Annotated in this window: 12 protein-coding genes and 1 pseudogene; 6 read left to right on the top strand and 7 right to left on the bottom strand. The window is 42.7% G+C overall.

Annotated features, from left to right (window positions below; genetic code table 11):
- Positions 1 to 114 precede the first annotated feature (114 nt).
- Both HC733_RS17740 and tpx read right to left on the bottom strand, forming a co-directional pair.
- Positions 115 to 348, bottom strand: a pseudogene (locus HC733_RS17740) (transposase); the annotation flags it as partial.
- A 230-nt stretch (positions 349 to 578) separates the two neighbouring features.
- Positions 579 to 1,160, bottom strand: coding sequence for a thiol peroxidase (tpx, locus tag HC733_RS17735; protein WP_190366342.1), 582 nt, complete (start codon positions 1,158 to 1,160; stop codon positions 579 to 581).
- 220 nt (positions 1,161 to 1,380) lie between these two features.
- Here tpx and HC733_RS17730 point away from each other — a divergent pair, with 220 nt between their 5' ends.
- Complete coding sequence (locus tag HC733_RS17730) at positions 1,381 to 2,385, top strand: response regulator (RefSeq protein WP_190366341.1); 1,005 nt, start codon at positions 1,381 to 1,383, stop codon at positions 2,383 to 2,385.
- Positions 2,386 to 2,389: 4 nt separating this feature from the next.
- Entirely contained in the window at positions 2,390 to 3,379 is a 990-nt protein-coding gene (locus HC733_RS17725) for a GGDEF domain-containing protein (protein ID WP_190366340.1), read from the top strand.
- Between the two features lie 50 nt (positions 3,380 to 3,429).
- Here the strand turns inward: HC733_RS17725 and HC733_RS17720 are convergent, their stop codons facing one another.
- From HC733_RS17720 to HC733_RS17705, 4 genes are all read right to left on the bottom strand, one after another.
- A complete protein-coding gene (locus HC733_RS17720; protein WP_190366339.1) occupies positions 3,430 to 4,935 on the bottom strand; it encodes a SpoVR family protein in 1,506 nt (501 codons plus the stop codon).
- A gap of 18 nt (positions 4,936 to 4,953) precedes the next feature.
- Complete coding sequence (locus HC733_RS17715; RefSeq protein WP_190366338.1) at positions 4,954 to 6,237, bottom strand: YeaH/YhbH family protein; 1,284 nt, start codon at positions 6,235 to 6,237, stop codon at positions 4,954 to 4,956.
- 27 nt (positions 6,238 to 6,264) lie between these two features.
- Positions 6,265 to 8,187, bottom strand: a complete 1,923-nt coding sequence (locus HC733_RS17710) for a PrkA family serine protein kinase (protein WP_190366337.1) — start codon at positions 8,185 to 8,187, stop codon at positions 6,265 to 6,267.
- Positions 8,188 to 8,391: 204 nt separating this feature from the next.
- Positions 8,392 to 8,973, bottom strand: coding sequence for a superoxide dismutase (locus HC733_RS17705; protein WP_190366336.1), 582 nt, complete (start codon positions 8,971 to 8,973; stop codon positions 8,392 to 8,394).
- A 241-nt stretch (positions 8,974 to 9,214) separates the two neighbouring features.
- Here HC733_RS17705 and HC733_RS17700 point away from each other — a divergent pair, with 241 nt between their 5' ends.
- The 4 genes from HC733_RS17700 (at position 9,215) to HC733_RS17685 (ending at position 17,365) form a co-directional block, all read left to right on the top strand.
- Entirely contained in the window at positions 9,215 to 9,562 is a 348-nt protein-coding gene (locus tag HC733_RS17700; protein WP_190366335.1) for a Grx4 family monothiol glutaredoxin, read from the top strand.
- Between the two features lie 528 nt (positions 9,563 to 10,090).
- Positions 10,091 to 14,545, top strand: a complete 4,455-nt coding sequence (gene gltB / locus HC733_RS17695) for a glutamate synthase large subunit (protein ID WP_190366334.1) — start codon at positions 10,091 to 10,093, stop codon at positions 14,543 to 14,545.
- Positions 14,546 to 14,553: 8 nt separating this feature from the next.
- Positions 14,554 to 15,969 carry an FAD-dependent oxidoreductase gene (locus HC733_RS17690; RefSeq protein WP_190366333.1) on the top strand — a complete coding sequence of 472 codons (1,416 nt, stop codon included), beginning with the start codon at positions 14,554 to 14,556 and terminating at the stop codon, positions 15,967 to 15,969.
- A gap of 172 nt (positions 15,970 to 16,141) precedes the next feature.
- Complete coding sequence (locus tag HC733_RS17685) at positions 16,142 to 17,365, top strand: FG-GAP repeat protein (RefSeq protein WP_190366332.1); 1,224 nt, start codon at positions 16,142 to 16,144, stop codon at positions 17,363 to 17,365.
- 94 nt (positions 17,366 to 17,459) lie between these two features.
- Here the strand turns inward: HC733_RS17685 and recN are convergent, their stop codons facing one another.
- Positions 17,460 to 19,133 (bottom strand): DNA repair protein RecN, encoded by a 1,674-nt coding sequence (recN, locus tag HC733_RS17680; protein ID WP_190366331.1) that lies wholly within the window; start codon positions 19,131 to 19,133, stop codon positions 17,460 to 17,462.
- Between the last annotated feature and the right edge of the window lie 34 nt (positions 19,134 to 19,167).

Raw genomic sequence — 19,167 nt, 5'->3', positions numbered from 1 at the left:
ATCTCCATTTTGCAAGGTTTTGAGGGGTGAGAAAACAAACGTTGCAAAATGAGGATAGTAAGATCGTTTAGATCATCAAGAAGATCAATGCATTAAGTGATTTTCAGTGTCGACTAATTCAACTTCACCATCTTCGGTTCGAATGGTTTTAGCTGAATAACCGTTGCGGGAATTTTGTTGCTCAGACTGCTCATGACGAGCATAACCAAGGTGTTCGTCTAATTCAGCATTGAGTGCTGCTTCAACCGTCACCTTGGTTAACATTTTACGAAAGTCAGTTAAATCTGCTTCTGACTTAATTGATTTAGCAGCTTGCTTAGCAAACGCTTCCAGTTCTTTTTTATTCATCATTGCCTATCCTAAACCCTTTATAGGGATTAATAATAGGCAGTTACACAGATTTAGTTACAGGGTCGCTGAGCGCGCTTATCATGTTGGCCTCTGCTCGTGATTCAAAATGAAGACCGTCATTCTGCACAGTTCTTCATTTTGACTGCAACGCATCATTCTGAATTTGTTTCAGAATCCTATAATACTTCAACCGAAAAGTGGATATATACTTTTAGTATATTCAATAACTAAAGCGATTTCAGTTTTTCAATTACGCTGTCGTAATTAGGCTCAGTTGCTAGGTTTTCAACTAATTGCTTGTAAACCACTTTATGCTCTTTATCTAATATCAAAACAGCTCGGCTAAGTAAGCCCATATCTTTGATATATAAACCATAATTTTTACCAAAATCATGCCATACGGAATCAGAAAGGGTTTGTATCTTGTCGATGTTTTCTGCTTGGCAAAAGCGCTTTTGTGCAAATGGTAAATCAGCGCTAATGGTTAGCATCACGACTTCTTTAAACTCATCAGCGACTTTTTCATTAAAGTGTTTGGTTTGTAAGCTACATATACCAGTATCTAAGCTTGGCACAACACTTATCAAAACTGCTTTACCGTTAAAACTGTCGAGGGTAACAGGTACAAATGAACCATCAACTACTTTAAAGTTTGGCGCTTCTTGTCCAAGCTTAATGCCATTACCTAACAATGTGACAGGTTTTCCGTTGGCACTTACTTTGCCTATATCAATTTGATTTTCAGGCAAGTCCATGGCGAATACTGAGTTGGAGATGAGTGCAGCGGCAAAAATTATTACTTTGTTCATAAGCTAAGACCTTAGTCAGTTATCGTAATCTATCAGAGTGTATTATACTGTTAGCTGTGAACCAAGTTTACGGTAGGAATAACGTTGTAAATCAATAGTTATTTGATTAACATGAGCCGTAAAAATAAGCGATATTTCATTATCGTATATTAATAATAACAAATGCAACCATTTTATAACACTTTTCGGTGTAGTGGTTAGTCAATGTAAGAGAGCTTTTATGTCAACATTGGTTTTAATATGTGATGACTCGAAACTAGCGCGCCGACAACTAGCGCGCTCGTTGCCCAATGACTGGGATATAAAAGTTGAATTTGCTGAGCATGGCATTGACTGCTTGGAAAAAATCAAAAAGTTCTCGCCTGAAATCCTTTTTCTTGACCTTAACATGCCACAAATGGACGGTTATGGCGTACTAGAAGCAATCCGTGATCAAGGCTTAAATGTGCTCACTGTGGTTGTCTCTGGTGACATTCAGCCTAATGCCCATCAACGTGTTATTGAGTTAGGTGCAATAGACTTTATTCGTAAGCCTTGTGACGCGAATAAATTAGTTGAAATCATTGAGCATCATGGTATTCGCGATAGAGCAATTAGAGAAAGCCTTGTACATAAATTAGGTGAGCAGTTAGAGCCTGAACTCCGTGATATCTACCAAGAGTTAACTAACGTTGCAATGGGCCAAGCGGGAGACCTTTTGGCAAGATTGCTCAATGTTTTTGTTGAGCTACCAATTCCAAATGTTAACGTATTGGAAGTGAGTGAGTTGCATATGGCCTTGCAAGCGATTGATGCAAGCGCTAGTACCTCTGGCGTGTGCCAAGGTTTTATTGGTGGGGGAGTGTCGGGCGAGGCACTGTTACTGCTAAATGATTCAAGCTTTAAAGAAGTTGCTTCGTTGATGAATTATCACGGTGAACTCAATGATAAAATTGAACTCGAGTTACTGATGGACATTAGTAACATATTAATTGGGGCAATTTTAACAGGCCTGTCTAAACAGTTAGATATGTCTTTCAGTCAAGGACACCCAGTCGTGTTAGGTCAGCACTGTGATGTTTCCGACTTAGTAAAAGCCAATAAAGGCAGATGGCAGCGCACGTTGGCCATCGAAATAAGTTATGGGATTGAAAACCACAATATTAATTGTGATTTAATGCTTTTATTTACCGAAGATTCATTGAAAACTTTAAAATACAAAGTTGCTTACCTTTTAGAAGATTAACACTATGCCTGCTGCTGATTTTGAAATGAATGAAATACACTGGTTGATGGATATGTTCAACACCGTTGATGTGGGCTTGGTGGTGTTAGATAGACAGTATCGCGTGTGTGTTTGGAATGGTTTTATGGAAAACCACTCTGGATTACTGCCAAGTGCGGTTAAAGACAAAGATATATTTGATATCTTCCCAAGCATTGATGAACAGTGGTTTCGCTCTAAAGCGGAGTCAGTATTTGTACTAAAAAATCGCTCGTTTACTATTTGGGAGCAACAACCCTATATTTTTCGCTTTAAAAACTACCGACCTATTACAGGTAAAGCTGATTATATGTATCAAAACTCTACCATAATCCCTTTGTCTACGGTAACAGGCGATGTTGGTAATATTTGTATCATCATTTATGACGTGACCGATGAAGCAATGAATAAAGTAGAGTTGGAAAAAGCTAACCATGAACTGGAGAGAATTAGCCGCACCGATAGTTTGACTCAACTAGCTAACCGGGGCTATTGGGAAGCTGGACTACGTAATGAATTCTTGCGCCTTAAACGAAACAATGGCTGTAGCTCTTTGTTGATGTTTGATATTGACCATTTTAAAAACGTAAATGATGAATATGGTCACAGTGGTGGGGATGAAGCTATTAGGCATATTTCTGACTTACTTAAAAAAACCTTGCGTGAAACTGATACCGCAGGGCGATATGGTGGTGAGGAGTTTGCGGTAACATTAGTCGATACAGATGCTGAAGGCGCAAAAGTCTTTGCTGAGAGACTGCGCAGTTTAATAGAAAAGTCCTCTATTTTTTATGATGAACAACAAATTAAAATTACGGTGAGCGTTGGTTTTGCCACATACAGTGACAAATTTAGCAAACATGAGCAGTGGATTGAAGCGGCAGATATGGCGCTGTATCACTCAAAAGCAACTGGCCGAAATCAGGTGACCCAGTATACCCCTGAACTGAAAAAAGACTCAGCTAAGAACGGATAAGCAAACTAAGCAACACAGCTGATTTTGTATTACTTAGTTTGTTTTTAATCTTAATCCTCACTATCTTCAACAGGACATTTAGCGATAATTTGGTTTTCACCATTCTCATCCACTTGTTCTAACCTAACATCAAACCCCCAAAGCCTGTACAAATGCTTTAAAACTTCATTTTTGGAGTTGGCTAACGGAATGTTGTTATGCGGAACATACTTTAAAGTCAATGAGCGGTCGCCTCTCACATCAACATCATAGATTTGGATATTAGGTTCATTGTTGCTCAAATTATATTGAGCCGATAGTGACGATCTTACCTTTTGGTATCCTTCATCATTGTGGATTGCGCCTACTTCCAAATGAGGGTTCTTATGGTTATCAACAATTGTAAATAATTTGAAGTCACGAATAAGTTTTGGAGATAAAAACTGGCTTATAAAGCTTTCATCTTTAAAGTTCTCCATCGCAAAATGTAACGTATCGAGCCAATCACTGCCTGCAAATTCGGGAAACCATGCCTTATCTTCTTCAGTGGGATTCTCGCAGATCCGCCTGATATCTACCATCATATTGAAGCCAAGCGCATAGGGGTTAATACCTGAGTAAAATTTACTGTTGTAGGGAGGCTGATAAACAACATTGGTATGGCTTTGCAAGAACTCTAACATGAAGGCATCTGATAGCTTACCTTCATCGTAAAGGTGGTTCAAAATTGTATAGTGCCAAAATGTTGCCCATCCCTCATTCATCACTTGCGTTTGTCTTTGAGGATAGAAATACTGTGAGATCTTTCTAACAATACGAATAACCTCACGCTGCCAAGACTCCAATAAAGGCGCATTTTTTTCAATGAAGTACAGAATGTTTTCCTGCGGTTCGCTTGGGAAGCGAACTTTTTTCATTCGTGCTTCTTGCTGATTACTAGGAATTGTTCGCCATAATTCGTTTACCTGCGATTGCAGATAGTCTTCTCTTTCTTTTTGCCTCTTTTGCTCTTCATACATCGAAATTTGTTGTGGACGTTTATAGCGGTCAACGCCATAGTTCATCAAAGCATGACAAGAGTCCAAAAGATTTTCAACCTCATCAATACCGTGCTTTTCTTCACATTGAGCAATATAGTTTTTGGCAAATACCAGATAGTCAATTATTGAAGATGCATCTGTCCAAGTTTTAAATAAATAGTTGCCTTTAAAAAAGGAGTTGTGACCGTAGCAAGCATGGGCCATAACCAGTGCTTGCATAGGTAAGGTATTTTCTTCCATTAAATAGGCAATACAGGGATTTGAGTTGATAACAATCTCATAAGCTAATCCCATTTGACCACGTTTATAATTTTGCTCTGTAGAGATAAACTTTTTACCAAATGACCAGTGGCTATACCCGATAGGCATACCCACACTTGAGTATGCATCCATCATTTGCTCTGCGGTGATCACCTCTATTTGGTTAGGATAGGTGTCTAGTCGGTAATGCTCTGCTACGCGAGCAATCTCTGCTTGATATTCATTCAGCAGTTCAAAGGTCCAATCTGGCCCATCATTCATTGGGTTATAACTCATAAGCTCCCTCCAATGTGGCTAAGCCGCGCCTTGTTGTTGACGATTTTTTTTGAACAGCTCTCTAAAGATCGGGTAAATATCCTCAACTGTGCGGATGTGCTGCATGGCAAAATTGTCGTGAGTGTTAGCGATTGCTTGATATTCACGCCACAGACTTTGGTGCGCACGAGTAGTGATTTCGATGTAGGCATAATACCTAACGGCTTTAAGTAGCTTTTTGGTCATGATTTCAGTGCAGTGAGGTGAGTCATCAGCCCAGTTATCACCGTCTGATGCTTGGGCTGCATAGATATTCCAATCCCCCTGAGAGTAGCGCTCCTTAACGATTTCATCCATCAGTTTAAGCGCGCTAGATACAATGGTTCCCCCCGTTTCTTGCGAATAGAAAAACTCTTGTTCATCCACCTCTTTTGCTTGGGTGTGGTGTCTAATATAAACCACCTCAATATCTTTGTAGGTTCTGGTTAGAAATTGATAGAGCAAAATGTAAAACCGTTTCGCCATATCTTTAGTGGCTTGATCCATTGAACCTGACACATCCATCAAACAAAACATCACAGCTTTGCTGGTTGGATGAGGACGTTTCTCGTAATTTCTAAACCGTAGGTCATAATTATCGATAAATGGAACAGCTGCAATTTTTTGCTTCAGCTCTGCGATCTCAGCCTCTAACTCGGTAATTTTTTGCTGAGGAGGAACTGGCTCTTTTAGTAAAGCAGCCAGCTCTTCTTCTGCTTCTGCAAGTCGTCTGCGTTTACTTGCAGACATAGCGACTCTACGAGCCAAAGAGCCTCTTAAAGAGCGAACTATATCTAGATTGCTTGGCATACCATCGTTACAAAAACCAGCGCGATGCGTTTTCATTTGCACCAGTTTATCTAGCTGGCTCTGTTGCAAGTTAGGCAGTTCTAAATCTTCAAACAATAAGTCTAAATACTCGTCCTTTGATATCGAGAAAACAAAGTTATCTTCTCCTTCACCTTGATCACTAGCATCCCCAGGTCCAGAGCCACCTCCTTGACCTGAAGGAGGACGTTGAATTTTATCCCCCGTACTAAATTGGTCGTTACCAGGGTGGATCATTTCACGATCCCCCCCTTTGCCTTGATGAAATATTGGCTCGCTAATATCTCGCTGAGGGATTGAAATACTCTCTCCGCTACTCGTATCGGTCACGCTGCGCTTATTTATTGCATCAGAAACAGCTTCTTTGATCTGCTTCTTATAGCGCCTAATAAAGCGTTGTCGGTTCAGCGTACTCTTATTTTTACCGTTCAGGCGACGGTCTATAAAATGCGCCATAAATCACCCTCTCAGTTTCTAATCGTATTACTGTGACTTCCGAACTCTTAGATACCATTCAGAGAGTAATCTAACTTGCTTCTGCGTATAGCCTTTCTCAACCATGCGGTTAACAAAGTCTTCGTGTTTTTTCTGGTCCTCAGCAGAGGTTTTAGCATTGAAAGAAATAACAGGGAGCAACTCTTCTGTATTAGAGAACATTTTCTTCTCAATGACAGTGCGCAACTTCTCGTAGCTGGTCCAAACTGGATTTTGACCGTTGTGATGCGCTCTTGCTCTTAGTACAAAGTTCACGATTTCATTTCTAAAATCTTTAGGGTTTGAAATACCGGCTGGTTTTTCGATTTTTTCAAGCTCTGCGTTGAGAGCTGCTCTATCAAATAGCTGACCTGTGTCTGGGTCTCTGTACTCTTGATCTTGGATCCAGAAGTCGGCATACGTAACATAGCGGTCGAAAATGTTTTGGCCATATTCCGAATACGATTCTAGGTAAGCGGTTTGCAATTCTTTACCTATAAACTCGACATATTGAGGAATTAAGTAACCTTTTAAATGACTGAGATAGCGTTCTTGTACTTCGGCGCTAAATTGTTCGCGTTCAATTTGTTGTTCGAGCACATAGAACAAATGAACTGGGTTGGCTGCTACTTCAGCATGATCGAAGTTAAATACTCGGGACAAGATTTTAAATGCAAAGCGGGTTGATAGCCCAGTCATACCTTCATCGACACCCGCATAGTCTCGATACTCTTGATATGATTTCGCTTTTGGATCTGTATCTTTTAAGCTCTCGCCATCGTACACGCGCATTTTTGAATAAATACTTGAGTTTTCAGGCTCTTTGAGGCGTGATAAGGCAACAAATTTAGCGAGCGTCTCAAGTGTGCCAGGGGCACAAGGAGCAACTGCTAGTTCACTGTTTTCAATAAGTTTATTGTAAATTTTAACTTCTTCAGAAACCCGTAAACAATAAGGTACTTTAACAATGTAAACACGGTCTAAGAATGCTTCATTGTTTTTGTTGTTTTTAAAGGTTTGCCATTCAGATTCATTTGAGTGCGCCAAAATCATGCCACTGAAGGGCAGAGCTGATATACCTTCCGTGCCATTGTAGTTACCCTCTTGAGTGGCTGTAAGCAATGGGTGTAGCACCTTGATAGGCGCTTTAAACATCTCAACAAACTCCATCAAGCCTTGGTTAGCTAAACATAGTGCGCCTGAATATGAGTAGGCATCGGGGTCGTTTTGTGCAAAATGCTCAAGCTTCCTAATATCCACTTTACCCACTAACGCTGAGATATCTTGGTTATTTTCATCCCCGGGTTCAGTTTTAGCGATAGCAACTTGATCCAAAATTGAAGGGTAGCGTTTTACTACTTTAAATTTGCTAATATCACCATTAAATTCATGGAGTCGTTTGGTTGCCCAAGGAGACATAACTGTTTTCAAATAGCGTGGCTTGATACCATATTCTTTCTCAAGTAATTCAGCATCTTCGATGGGATTAAAAAGAGAAAGAGGGTGGTCGTTAACGGGAGAGCCTTTGATGGAGTAAATAGGAACTTGCTGCATCAAGTATTTTAGTTTTTCGGCAATTGAGGACTTACCGCCACCTACAGGACCGAGTAAATACAGTACCTGTTTGCATTCTTCTAGCCCTTGCGCGGCATGCTTTAGATAAGAAACGATTTGCTCTATCGCATCTTCCATACCATAAAACTCGTTAAAGGCTGGATATCGGGCAATAACGCGGTTGGAAAAAAGTCGACTTAAACGCGCATCACTTGCCGTATCTATCATTTCCGGCTTGCCTATGGCCATTAATAGGCGTTCAGGAGCACTTGCGTAGGCCGATTTATCTTCTTTACAGATCTCAAGAAATTCGGCGATACTGTACTCTTCTTCTTGTGCTGCTTCATATCTGGCTTGATAGTGTTCAAATATCGTCATAACGACCTCCAGTAACCTGCTTACTCAAAAAAGCTGATTTGTCTACAAAGGAAAAAGGTTACTTTAAGCTTAGTCCTGATATCTAAAATTTGCCTAAAAATTCCAAACATTTAATGCATTTGGATAAAAAAAGAGCGGAAATAAAAAAGGCACTCAAAGTGCCTTTTTTTGCAATAATTTTATTGCCAGAATTGGGACGATTTGTTAAACAAGGTTGCTGTTTGCAAATTCCCAGTTAACTAATGCCCAGAAACCTTTTAGGTAATCAGGACGAACGTTGCGATAGTCGATATAGTATGCGTGTTCCCAAAGGTCAACCGTAAGAATTGGAGTAACGCCTGCATCTGTAAGCGGTGTAGCCGCATTTGATGTATTTACGATATCTAAAGAACCATCAGCAAGTTGTACTAACCAAGTCCAGCTAGAACCAAAGTTGTTTACCGCTTTGTCGTTGAACGCTTCTTGGAATGCAGCAAATGAGCCCCACTTAGCGTTGATAAGCTCAGCAACTTTGCCAGTTGGCTCACCGCCACCATTTGGTGAAAGGCTGTGCCAGTAGAAAGTGTGGTTCCAGATTTGAGCAGCGTTATTGAATACACCACCTTCTGAACTACATACTACTTCTTCTAAAGTTTTGTTAGCAAACTCAGTGCCTTCAACTAAACCATTTAGTTTAACAACATATGTGTTGTGGTGCTTGCCGTGGTGGAACTCTAATGTTTCTCTAGAAATATGTGGCTCAAGTGCATCGATTGCATAAGGTAGTGACGGTAGTTCAAATGCCATTTTAATCTCCATTTTGTTGTGTGAATGCCAAATAAGAGTATCAAACATTGCGCACTTAAGCAGTGCTGTTCTATACGAATTGGCATTATAGTGATACTATAATTCCCGAGTATTTTACTCAAGTTTTGGCAAACAGCAATGGCGTTGCCTTAATACTAATTGTAAATATGGTCTTAATGGTGATATTTCAAGCACGCATTGTTATCACAGACCAAATGCTATCGTCACTTTGAGGTTAAAGATGGAAACCATTGATAAAATTAAACAGCAAATTTCTGAAAACCCGATTCTTCTTTATATGAAAGGCTCTCCTAAGTTGCCTAACTGTGGTTTTTCATCACAAGCAGCACAAGCATTAATGGCATGTGGTGAGCAATTTGCTTACGTTGATATTTTACTTAATCCTGATATTCGTGCCGAGCTACCTCATTATGCAAATTGGCCAACTTTTCCTCAATTGTGGGTTGAAGGCGAGTTAATTGGTGGATGCGATATCATTATCGAAATGTTCCAGCGTGGTGAATTACAGCCACTGATCCAAGAAACAGCAGCAAAATATAAAACAGAAGAGTCTGACTCAGCTGAGTAAATAGTTCTTCTTAGAGAAATAGCTTTTAGCCCAACCAAGTGTTGGGCTTTTTTATTTTTATCTCTTTGCGCATCTAAACGGTTACATGAACCTAGTTGACGTTAACGTAAACCATCTGATTTTAACTCCAAAGCAGGCTATAGATTGCTATTTTTCGTTTTATGCGAAAGCTGAATAGTATGCAGCAAAATATGGAGAGTTAACACTTATCTTAGCTATAGCTTGTGAATAATTATTCAACTTTTGGGTGGGTTACGTTTACGTAAACTGTGCTTTTAAAGTATCTTTGTTAACTTTAAATTGCCAATGACACTGGTGTCATTTTCTTTTTTTAGTCTTTTTATACGGCTTTTATCCCTGAAAAGTTGTTTTTTGTTAAATTTTCAAATTAATGAGAAATATTCAAGTTGATGAATATGTATTCATAATTGTGTTGACTCGCATATAAAACCTCGCTAATTTTGAATATCTGCCAAAAAATCTCGTTAGAAGTGTAACCAACGGCAGTTGTAGCAAGGGGAGGAGTCCATGTTATATGACTCAGCACTAGAAAAAGATAATTGTGGGTTTGGTTTAATAGCACATATTAAAGGCCAAGTTAGCCACAAACTCATTCGTACAGCGATAACAGGGTTAGATCGGATGCAGCACCGAGGTGGTATAGCATCTGATGGAAAAACCGGTGATGGCTGCGGACTTCTATTACAAAAACCAGACAGTTTTTTTCGTGCTATTGCTGATGAGCAGCAATGGCGCTTAGGTAAAAACTATGCGGTGGGCATGCTATTTCTTAATACAGATAGTGAGCTGGCCAATGCTGCAAGAAAAGTGATAGGTGAAGAATTAGAAAAAGAAACACTTACGCTGGTTGGATTCAGAGAGGTGCCTACCGACCCGTCAATGCTCGGTCCAATAGCAAAGGCGCAATTACCCATTTTTGAGCAAGTATTTGTTAGCGCACCGGAAGGTTGGCGACCAAAAGATCTTGAACGCCGACTCTATATCGCAAGGCGTAGAATTGAAAAGCGTTTGGCCGATGATAAGCAGTTTTATATTTCTAGTTTGTCAGGCTTAGTGACCGTATATAAAGGCCTGATGATGCCGGCAGACTTGCCGAATTTTTATCTAGACCTTGCTGATATGCGCATGAAAAGCGCAATTTGTGTGTTCCACCAGCGCTTTTCGACTAATACTCAACCTCGTTGGCCTTTGGCTCAGCCATTTAGATATTTGGCGCACAATGGGGAAATCAACACCATTACCGGTAACCGTCAGTGGGCAAGAGCGCGTGCCTATAAGTTTTCATCGCCGTTATTGCCTGACTTACAAAGTGCGGCACCGTTTGTTAATGAAGACGGCTCTGATTCATCTAGCTTAGATAACATGCTTGAGTTGTTTCTTGCCGGTGGTATGGATCTATTCCGTGCTATGCGTATGCTAGTACCACCAGCATGGCAAAAAAATCGTGCGATGGATGATGATTTACGTGCATTCTACGATTTTAACTCGATGCATATGGAGCCTTGGGATGGTCCTGCAGGCATTGTAATGTCTGATGGTCGTTTTGCCGCATGTAACCTTGATAGAAATGGCCTAAGACCAGCCCGTTATGTATTAACTCAAGATGGCTTTATTACGCTTGCTTCTGAGGTGGGGATTTGGGATTACGCCGCAGATGAGGTGATTGATAAAGGTCGTGTTGGACCAGGTGAGCTGCTGGTAGTTGATACCTTGCACGGCAAAATTTGGCAATCGGATGAAATTGATCAAGACCTTAAAGCGCGCCATCCATACAAAGCATGGTTGGAGCAAAACGTTAAGCGCTTAACGCCATTTGAACAGCTAGATGAGCAGCAAGCTGGTGGTAGAGATGTCGACGACCAAATGCTACTCACCTATCAAAAGTTGTTTGGCTACTCTAATGAAGAACTTGATCAAGTGCTGCGTGTGATGGGTCAAAATGGTCAAGAGGCTACCGGCTCAATGGGTGATGATACGCCGTTTGCTGTGCTCTCAGAAGGTTATCGTTCATTATTTGATTACTTCAGACAAAAGTTTGCGCAAGTAACCAACCCGCCAATTGATCCGCTTCGAGAAAATCATGTGATGTCGTTGGCGACCTGTATTGGCCGTGAGCAGAATGTTTTTAATGAAACGACAGGGCACGCTAAACGCTTGCAGTTTGACTCGCCAGTGTTGTCGTACTCGGATATGCAGCAGCTGCGCAATGCGGATGATCAGCACTATTCAATCTGTAAAGTATCACTTAACTACGCGCCAGAAGAAGGGTTAGAAAATGCCATAAACCGCATTTGTGACGAAGCACAGCAAAAGGCACAAGCCGGTTGTGTCATGGTGGTATTAAGTGACCGTGATATCAGCGAAGAAACTTTACCAGTGCCAGCCGCAATGGCGGTAGGTGCGGTACAAAGAAGGCTGGTTGACTCTAACCTTCGCTGCGACTCTAATATTATCGTTGAGACTGCTAGCGCCAGAGATCCGCACCAGTTTGCAGTTCTTTTGGGCTTTGGTGCCACTGCAATTTACCCTTATTTGGCATACGAGTCATTGGTTGCTATGTGTGACCAAGGCATCATCAAAAAGACTTATCGTGAAGTGACATTGGCCTATCGTAATGCGATTAATAAGGGCTTATATAAAATCATGTCAAAAATGGGCATTAGCACGGTTGCGTCTTACCGTTGTTCAATGCTATTTGAAGCGGTTGGCCTATCGGATGCTGTAGTTGAAAAGTGCTTTAAAGGCGTTGCAAACCGTATTCAAGGTGCATGCTTTGAAGACTTTGAAAGCGACCAAGTTAAATTGCATAAACTGGCGTATAGCAAACGCAAACTGTTAAGCCATGGTGGTTTACTCAAATATGTACATGGTGGTGAGTACCATGCGTATAACCCAGACGTTGTGCAGTCGCTGCAGGTGGCGGTGCGCTCAGGTAGTTACGACGATTATCGCAAGTATGCCGATCTAGTAAATAACCGCCCAGTTACTAACCTGCGTGATTTGTTAGCTTTAAAAGCGCAAATGCCAGTGAGCATAGACGATGTAGAGCCCGAAACCGAGCTGTACAAGCGCTTTGACTCAGCGGCCATGAGTATCGGTGCTTTGTCGCCGGAAGCTCACGAAGCGTTAGCGATTGCCATGAACCGTTTAGGAGGCTTTTCTAACTCTGGTGAGGGGGGGGAAGATAAGTTACGTTTTGGCACTGAAAAGAACTCTCGTATTAAACAAGTTGCCTCTGGGCGATTTGGCGTAACTGCGCACTATTTGCAAAGTGCTGATGTTATCCAAATTAAAGTAGCGCAAGGTGCAAAGCCTGGTGAAGGCGGACAGCTGCCGGGCGAAAAAGTAACGCCGTATATCGCTAAGTTACGTTATTCGGTGCCAGGGGTGACGTTGATCTCACCACCACCGCATCACGATATTTACTCAATTGAAGATTTAGCCCAGTTAATTTTTGACCTTAAGCAAGTTAATCCCAATGCCATGATCTCGGTGAAGCTGGTGTCTGAACCTGGGGTTGGAACAATCGCTACGGGAGTCGCAAAAGCCTACGCGGACCTGATTACCATTGCAGGGTATGACGGTGGTACGGGGGCAAGTCCGTTAACGTCAGTTAAATACGCGGGCAGCCCGTGGGAGCTAGGTTTGGTTGAAACTCAGCAGGCGTTGGTTGAAAACGGCTTGCGCCATCGCATTCGTTTACAAACCGATGGAGGTTTAAAAACCGGTTTAGATATAGTCAAAGCCGCTATTTTAGGCGCAGAAAGCTTTGGTTTTGGTACGGGGCCTATGGTTGCACTGGGCTGTAAATATTTAAGAATTTGTCATCTAAATAACTGCGCCACAGGTGTGGCTACGCAAGATGAAACGTTGCGACAAAAGCATTATCACGGTTTACCAGAAATGGCGATGAACTACTTCAAGTTTATTGCCCGAGAAGCGCGTGAACTGATGGCGCAATTAGGGGTAACAAGACTTGTAGATTTAATTGGCCGTACAGATTTACTGGAAGTGATTGAAGGTCGCACCGCTAAACAAAGCAAGTTGAATCTATCTAACTTGTTGGCTAAGCCAAATAATCCATCGGGCGAAACGCTGTATTGCAGTGCAAAAAACACCTCGCATTATGAGGGTAAGCTTAACGAGCTGCTGCTTGATAAAGCTAAGCAAGCCATCGACGAAAAATCTGGTATCTCCTTGGTTAATCGGATTGCTAATACTGACCGCTCTGTGGGTGCGATGTTATCGGGTTATATCGCCAGCAAATATGGTAACCAAGGTATGGCTGCAGACCCTGTTGCAATCGAACTGCATGGTACGGCGGGTCAGTCTTTTGGGGTATGGAACGCCGGGGGTTTAGAAATGACCCTAGTAGGTGATGCTAACGACTATGTAGGTAAAGGCATGGCTGGTGGAAAGTTGGTGATAAGGCCGCCAATGGGCTCAAACTTTGCGAGCCATAAAGCGACCATCATGGGTAACACCTGCTTATATGGTGCGACGGGCGGTAAGTTGTTTGCGGCCGGTCGAGCGGGCGAGCGTTTTGCGGTTCGTAACTCTGGCGTTCAAGCGGTTGTTGAAGGGTTAGGTGACAATGGCTGTGAGTATATGACAGGCGGTGTGGTTTGTGTACTTGGCTCGGTGGGTGTGAACTTTGGCGCGGGTATGACAGGCGGTTTTGCTTATGTACTAGATGAAGGCAATGATTTTGAAAAACGCATCAACCCTGAGCTTGTTGAAGTGGTCGAGTTGAGTGAGCTTGCATCTCACCAAGAGCATTTGCGCGGTTTAATTGCTGAACACTCAGATCTGACGTGTTCCTCACGAGCCGAGCAGGTACTTGCAAATTTTGATTTGTACTTGCCAATGTTCAAGCTAGTTAAACCCAAATCAAGCGATCTTAAAGGCCTATTAGGGCACAGAGCACGCAGTAGTGCTGAACTTCGTGTGCAGGCTCAATAGGGGGAAGTATGAGCGAAAATGTTTATCAATTTATAGACGTACAACGAGTTGATCCGCGCAAAAAGCCAATTTCGACTCGTAAGCAATCATTTGTAGAGATTTATGAGCCGTTTTCACATAGTCAAGTTAGCTCACAGTCGGACCGATGCTTAGACTGTGGCAACCCTTATTGCGAGTGGAAGTGCCCAGTTCATAACTATATTCCACAATGGCTGAAGTTAATAAGAAATGGCCGCATCTTTGAAGCTGCGGAATTATCACACCGTACCAATAGTTTGCCCGAAGTGTGCGGCCGTGTTTGTCCGCAAGACCGCTTATGCGAGGGCGCGTGTACGCTCAATGAAGAGTTTGGTGCGGTTACCATCGGCAATATCGAAAAATACATTACTGACACCGCTTTTGCACAGGGCTGGAAGCCCGATATGTCTTATGTAGTTTGGAGCGATAAAAAAGTGGCAATAATTGGCGCAGGCCCCGCTGGACTGGGATGTGCCGATATTCTGGTGCGCAACGGCGTTAAACCTGTGGTGTTTGACCGCAATCCAGAAATTGGCGGCTTGCTCACATTTGGTATTCCATCATTTAAGCTCGAAAAGTCGGTGATGGAAAAACGTCGTGAGATCTTTAGTGAAATGGGTGTTGAATTTAAGTTGAACACCGAAGTTGGCAAAGACGTCAGTATGGATGAACTGTTATCACAATACGATGCGGTGTTTGTAGGGGTAGGCACTTATCAAAGTATGCGCGGTGGATTAGCGAACGAAGATGCGCCGGGCGTATACGACGCGCTGCCATTTTTAATTGGTAACACCAATCGAGTTATGGGGTATGACGAGACTAACCAACCATTTATTGATATGGCTGGTAAAAAAGTTGTGGTGCTTGGTGGCGGTGATACCGCAATGGACTGTGTGCGTACATCGATAAGACAAAACGCCACATCGGTAGTGTGTGCTTATCGTCGTGACGAAGAAAACATGCCGGGCTCTCGCCGTGAGGTAAAAAATGCTAAAGAGGAAGGGGTTGAGTTTAAATTTAACCTGCAACCGAAGGGCATTGTGGTTGACGATAATGGTCATGTGAAAGGCGTTGAAATGGTGCAAACGCAACTCGGTGAGGCCGATGAGAATGGCCGTCGTAGAGCCGAAGAAGTACCTGGATCTGAACATGTGCTAGACGCTGATGCGGTACTTATGGCGTTTGGCTTCAAGCCTCACAGCCTTGATTGGTTAGCGCAATATGATGTTGAAATTAATCACTGGGGCGGCATTGAAGCACCCGAAAAAGGAGAGTTTACTCATCAAACCAGCAACCCGAAAATATTCGCTGGTGGCGATGCAGTACGCGGCTCTGACTTAGTCGTTACCGCGATATTTGAAGGCCGCAACGCTGCCGAAGGCATCCTAGATTACTTAGGCGTTTAGCGATTGATTTTAAGTTAGTTTTCAAACTAAGTAGTAAGACCATCTAGCCCGCAACAGCGGGCTTTTTTATTTGTATGCTAAAAAAATTGTTGATGTTTCCGCTAATCTCTTGATACGCAATGACTTGTCGCATAAAGTGCCCTATACCGATATTTAACACACGGAAGTATTTATGACGTCTCTTTCTATTTTTAAGTTACTACCCTGTTTTGCCTTGTTAGCCATTTCACAAAGTTATGCAGCGCAGCAAAAACTGTTAGCCGATGATGGTAAAGCCGAAGATCAATTTGGTTACAGTGTTGCTATAGATGGCGCAACGGCATTAGTTGGCGCGCTCAACGCAGATACGAATGATCAAAAAGACTCTGGGGCTGCTTATGTATACAGTCTCGGTCCAACAGGCTGGCAGCAACAAGCAAAGTTAGTCGCCAACCCAGCTTATGCGGGTGACACCCTCGGAGGCAAGGTAGCATTGAAAAACCACTTTGCTGTGCTCGGGGCGAGTAGAAGAGATGAGAAAGGTAAAGACTCAGGGGCTGTGTTTGTCTTTGAGGGAGAAGGAAGTGCTTGGTCGCAAAAGCAGATTGTTACCGCGCTAGATGGCAAAGCTGGCGACGCTTTTGGGCAAAGTATTGCGCTGACTGAGCGGTTTCTGGTGATCGGTGCGCCTCATAGTGACGCGCCGCATACGGACTCGGGTTCGGCTTACGTTTATATGCGCCAACAAGGCTCATGGCAATTTCATAGCAAATTAACGGCAAAAGATGGTGCCGAGGGAGATTTATTTGGGATCAGTGTTGCGATTGATGGCGATACCATTTTAGTTGGCGCTGACCTAAACGATGAGCGAGCGCAAAAAGCTGGTGCGGTTTACGCCTATGTATTTGATGGCAAACAATGGAATCAACAAGCAAAACTGATGGCTAACGATGGTGCAAACACTGACATTTTTGGCGTAAGAGTTGCACTGTATGGTGATACGGCACTTATTTCAGCCAGACGAGACGATATAGAAGGCGTTGGCAAAGACGCGGGCTCAGCTTATATATTTGAGCGTACCGAAGGGCAATGGACTCAGACGCAAAAGTTGCTTGCACCAGATGGTAAAGCCGATAACAGATTTGCCCGTGGCGTGGCGCTGGGCAAAGATACGGCGATAATCAGTGCCATGCACCACGACGCTAAAGGGGATAATGCAGGTGCCTTATATGTGTTCAAAAAGCAACAAGGGCAATGGCGGTACACATCAACAGTGGTTGCGAATGATGGTGTGGCTGAAGATAGATTCGGTTGGAATGTAGCGCTTGCCAACAACACTGCAATAATTGCAGTGCCTCATCGCGATGATAACGGTAACTCATCGGGCGCAGCGTATGTGCTGGATTTCATAAAATAAAAAGTAGCTTAAATAATTCGCTGTAAAACCATGTTTAGTATAGTCACTTATCAACTCTGGATAAGTGACTCACCGCTAAAATAGTTCTGTGGTTTTAAGCGCTTTGTACCATCAGCAACTCTTGGGCACTGGCTTTGGTGGTAGCACTGATTTTATCTCCACCAATTAAGCGAGCAATTTCTTCAACACGCATATCATGTTCAAGAGGCTTCATTGCAGTAAAGGTTTCGCCGTTTTCTACTGACTTGGCAACAAAGAATTGTTGATGGCCGCTACAGGCCACCTGAGGTAGGTGAGTTACACAGATCACTTGGGTTGATTTACCTAGTTGTCTTAGCAGCTTGCCCACTTGTGAAGCGGTAGGACCAGAAATACCCACATCCACTTCGTCAAAAATAAGGGTCGGAGTAGTAACGCGCTGAGCAATGATCACTTGAATCGCTAAACTTATACGAGATAATTCACCACCCGATGCAACTTTACCAAGCGGTTGCAGAGGCTGCCCAGGGTTTGTTGAAACTAAAAATTCAATATCATCAAAGCCTTTGGCAGCAGGTTTTTGCTGTGATTTTTGTGTTAACTCAATGGCAAAGCGACCATTTTCCATTGATAGCGACGCCATACTCTTGCTGATCAATTCATTTAGTTGTTTTGCGGCCGTGTGCCTGCTTTCGCTTAAGCCTTTAGCTGCAATATTGTAAGCCTGAATCGCGTCAGCAATTTCTTGCTCAAGGGCATCAAGGCGCTGTGAATCTGAGCTAATATCGTTCAGTTCTGACTTCAATTGCTGATGAAATGTGTAAAGCTCTTCCGGTTTAACCGTATGTTTGCGAGATAAATCCATGGTTTTTGACAAGCGCTCTTCAAGCTCTTGCAGGCGCATTGGATCTTGGTCAATGTTCTCGCTGTAACTACGCAGCTCTCTGCACGCTTCTTCAATTTGTACCGCCGCTTCTTCGAGCATAAGCGCGATTGGGTTTAGGTTATTATCGTAGCCAGATAGCTCGCTAAATTGCTGTGCGCTATGTTGCAGCTGACTGAGCACGGTTTGGTCGTCTTCATATAAATATGACAACTCTCTTTGACAGGTGTCAATGATGGTTTGGCTGTGGCTTAGTCGGCTATGCTCAGCTTCTATCTCTGCAAATTCACCATCTTCAAGTGCAAACTCATCTAGTTCTGCCACTTGGTATTCAAGTAATTGCTGCTTGGCAGCTTGTGCTTGTTGTTGCTTTTGCAGTTCTGAATATTCGCGCTGTAGTTTGTTAAAGTGGTTGTATTGCGTTGTCACCGCGTTAAGCAACGAGTAGTGACCTGCATAAGCGTCAAGTAAATGTAATTGGTGTTCAGGTTTTAGTAAAAGCTGGTGCGCATGCTGACCATGAATAGAAATTAAATATTGTCCTAAGTCTTTTAACTGCCCAGCAGTCACAGCAACACCGTTGATATAGCTTTTACTGCGGCCATTTTTACTGATCACGCGGCGTAAAATACAATCTTGCTCTTCATTATTGAGCATATGCTCTTTTAAAAACTGTTGAGCAACTGGCAGGTCAGAAATATCAAAGTGCGCACTGATCTGTGCTTTGTCGGTTCCGGGGCGAATTGCGGCAGGATCAGCACGTTCACCTAGGCATAAGGATAGGGCATCAATGGCAATAGATTTACCTGCACCGGTTTCACCAGTGATGGCGGTCATACCCGCTCGCCATTCGATATTTAAGGCATTTACAATCGCAAAATTTTTTATTTCTAAGTTGATAAGCATACTGTGCATCCAAACAGTGGTTATACTGTTAATT

Origin of the sequence: Pseudoalteromonas sp. S16_S37, assembly GCF_014694405.1 — a bacterium.
Lineage (GTDB): Bacteria > Pseudomonadota > Gammaproteobacteria > Enterobacterales > Alteromonadaceae > Pseudoalteromonas.
This window is presented reverse-complemented; position numbering and strand designations above follow the sequence as displayed.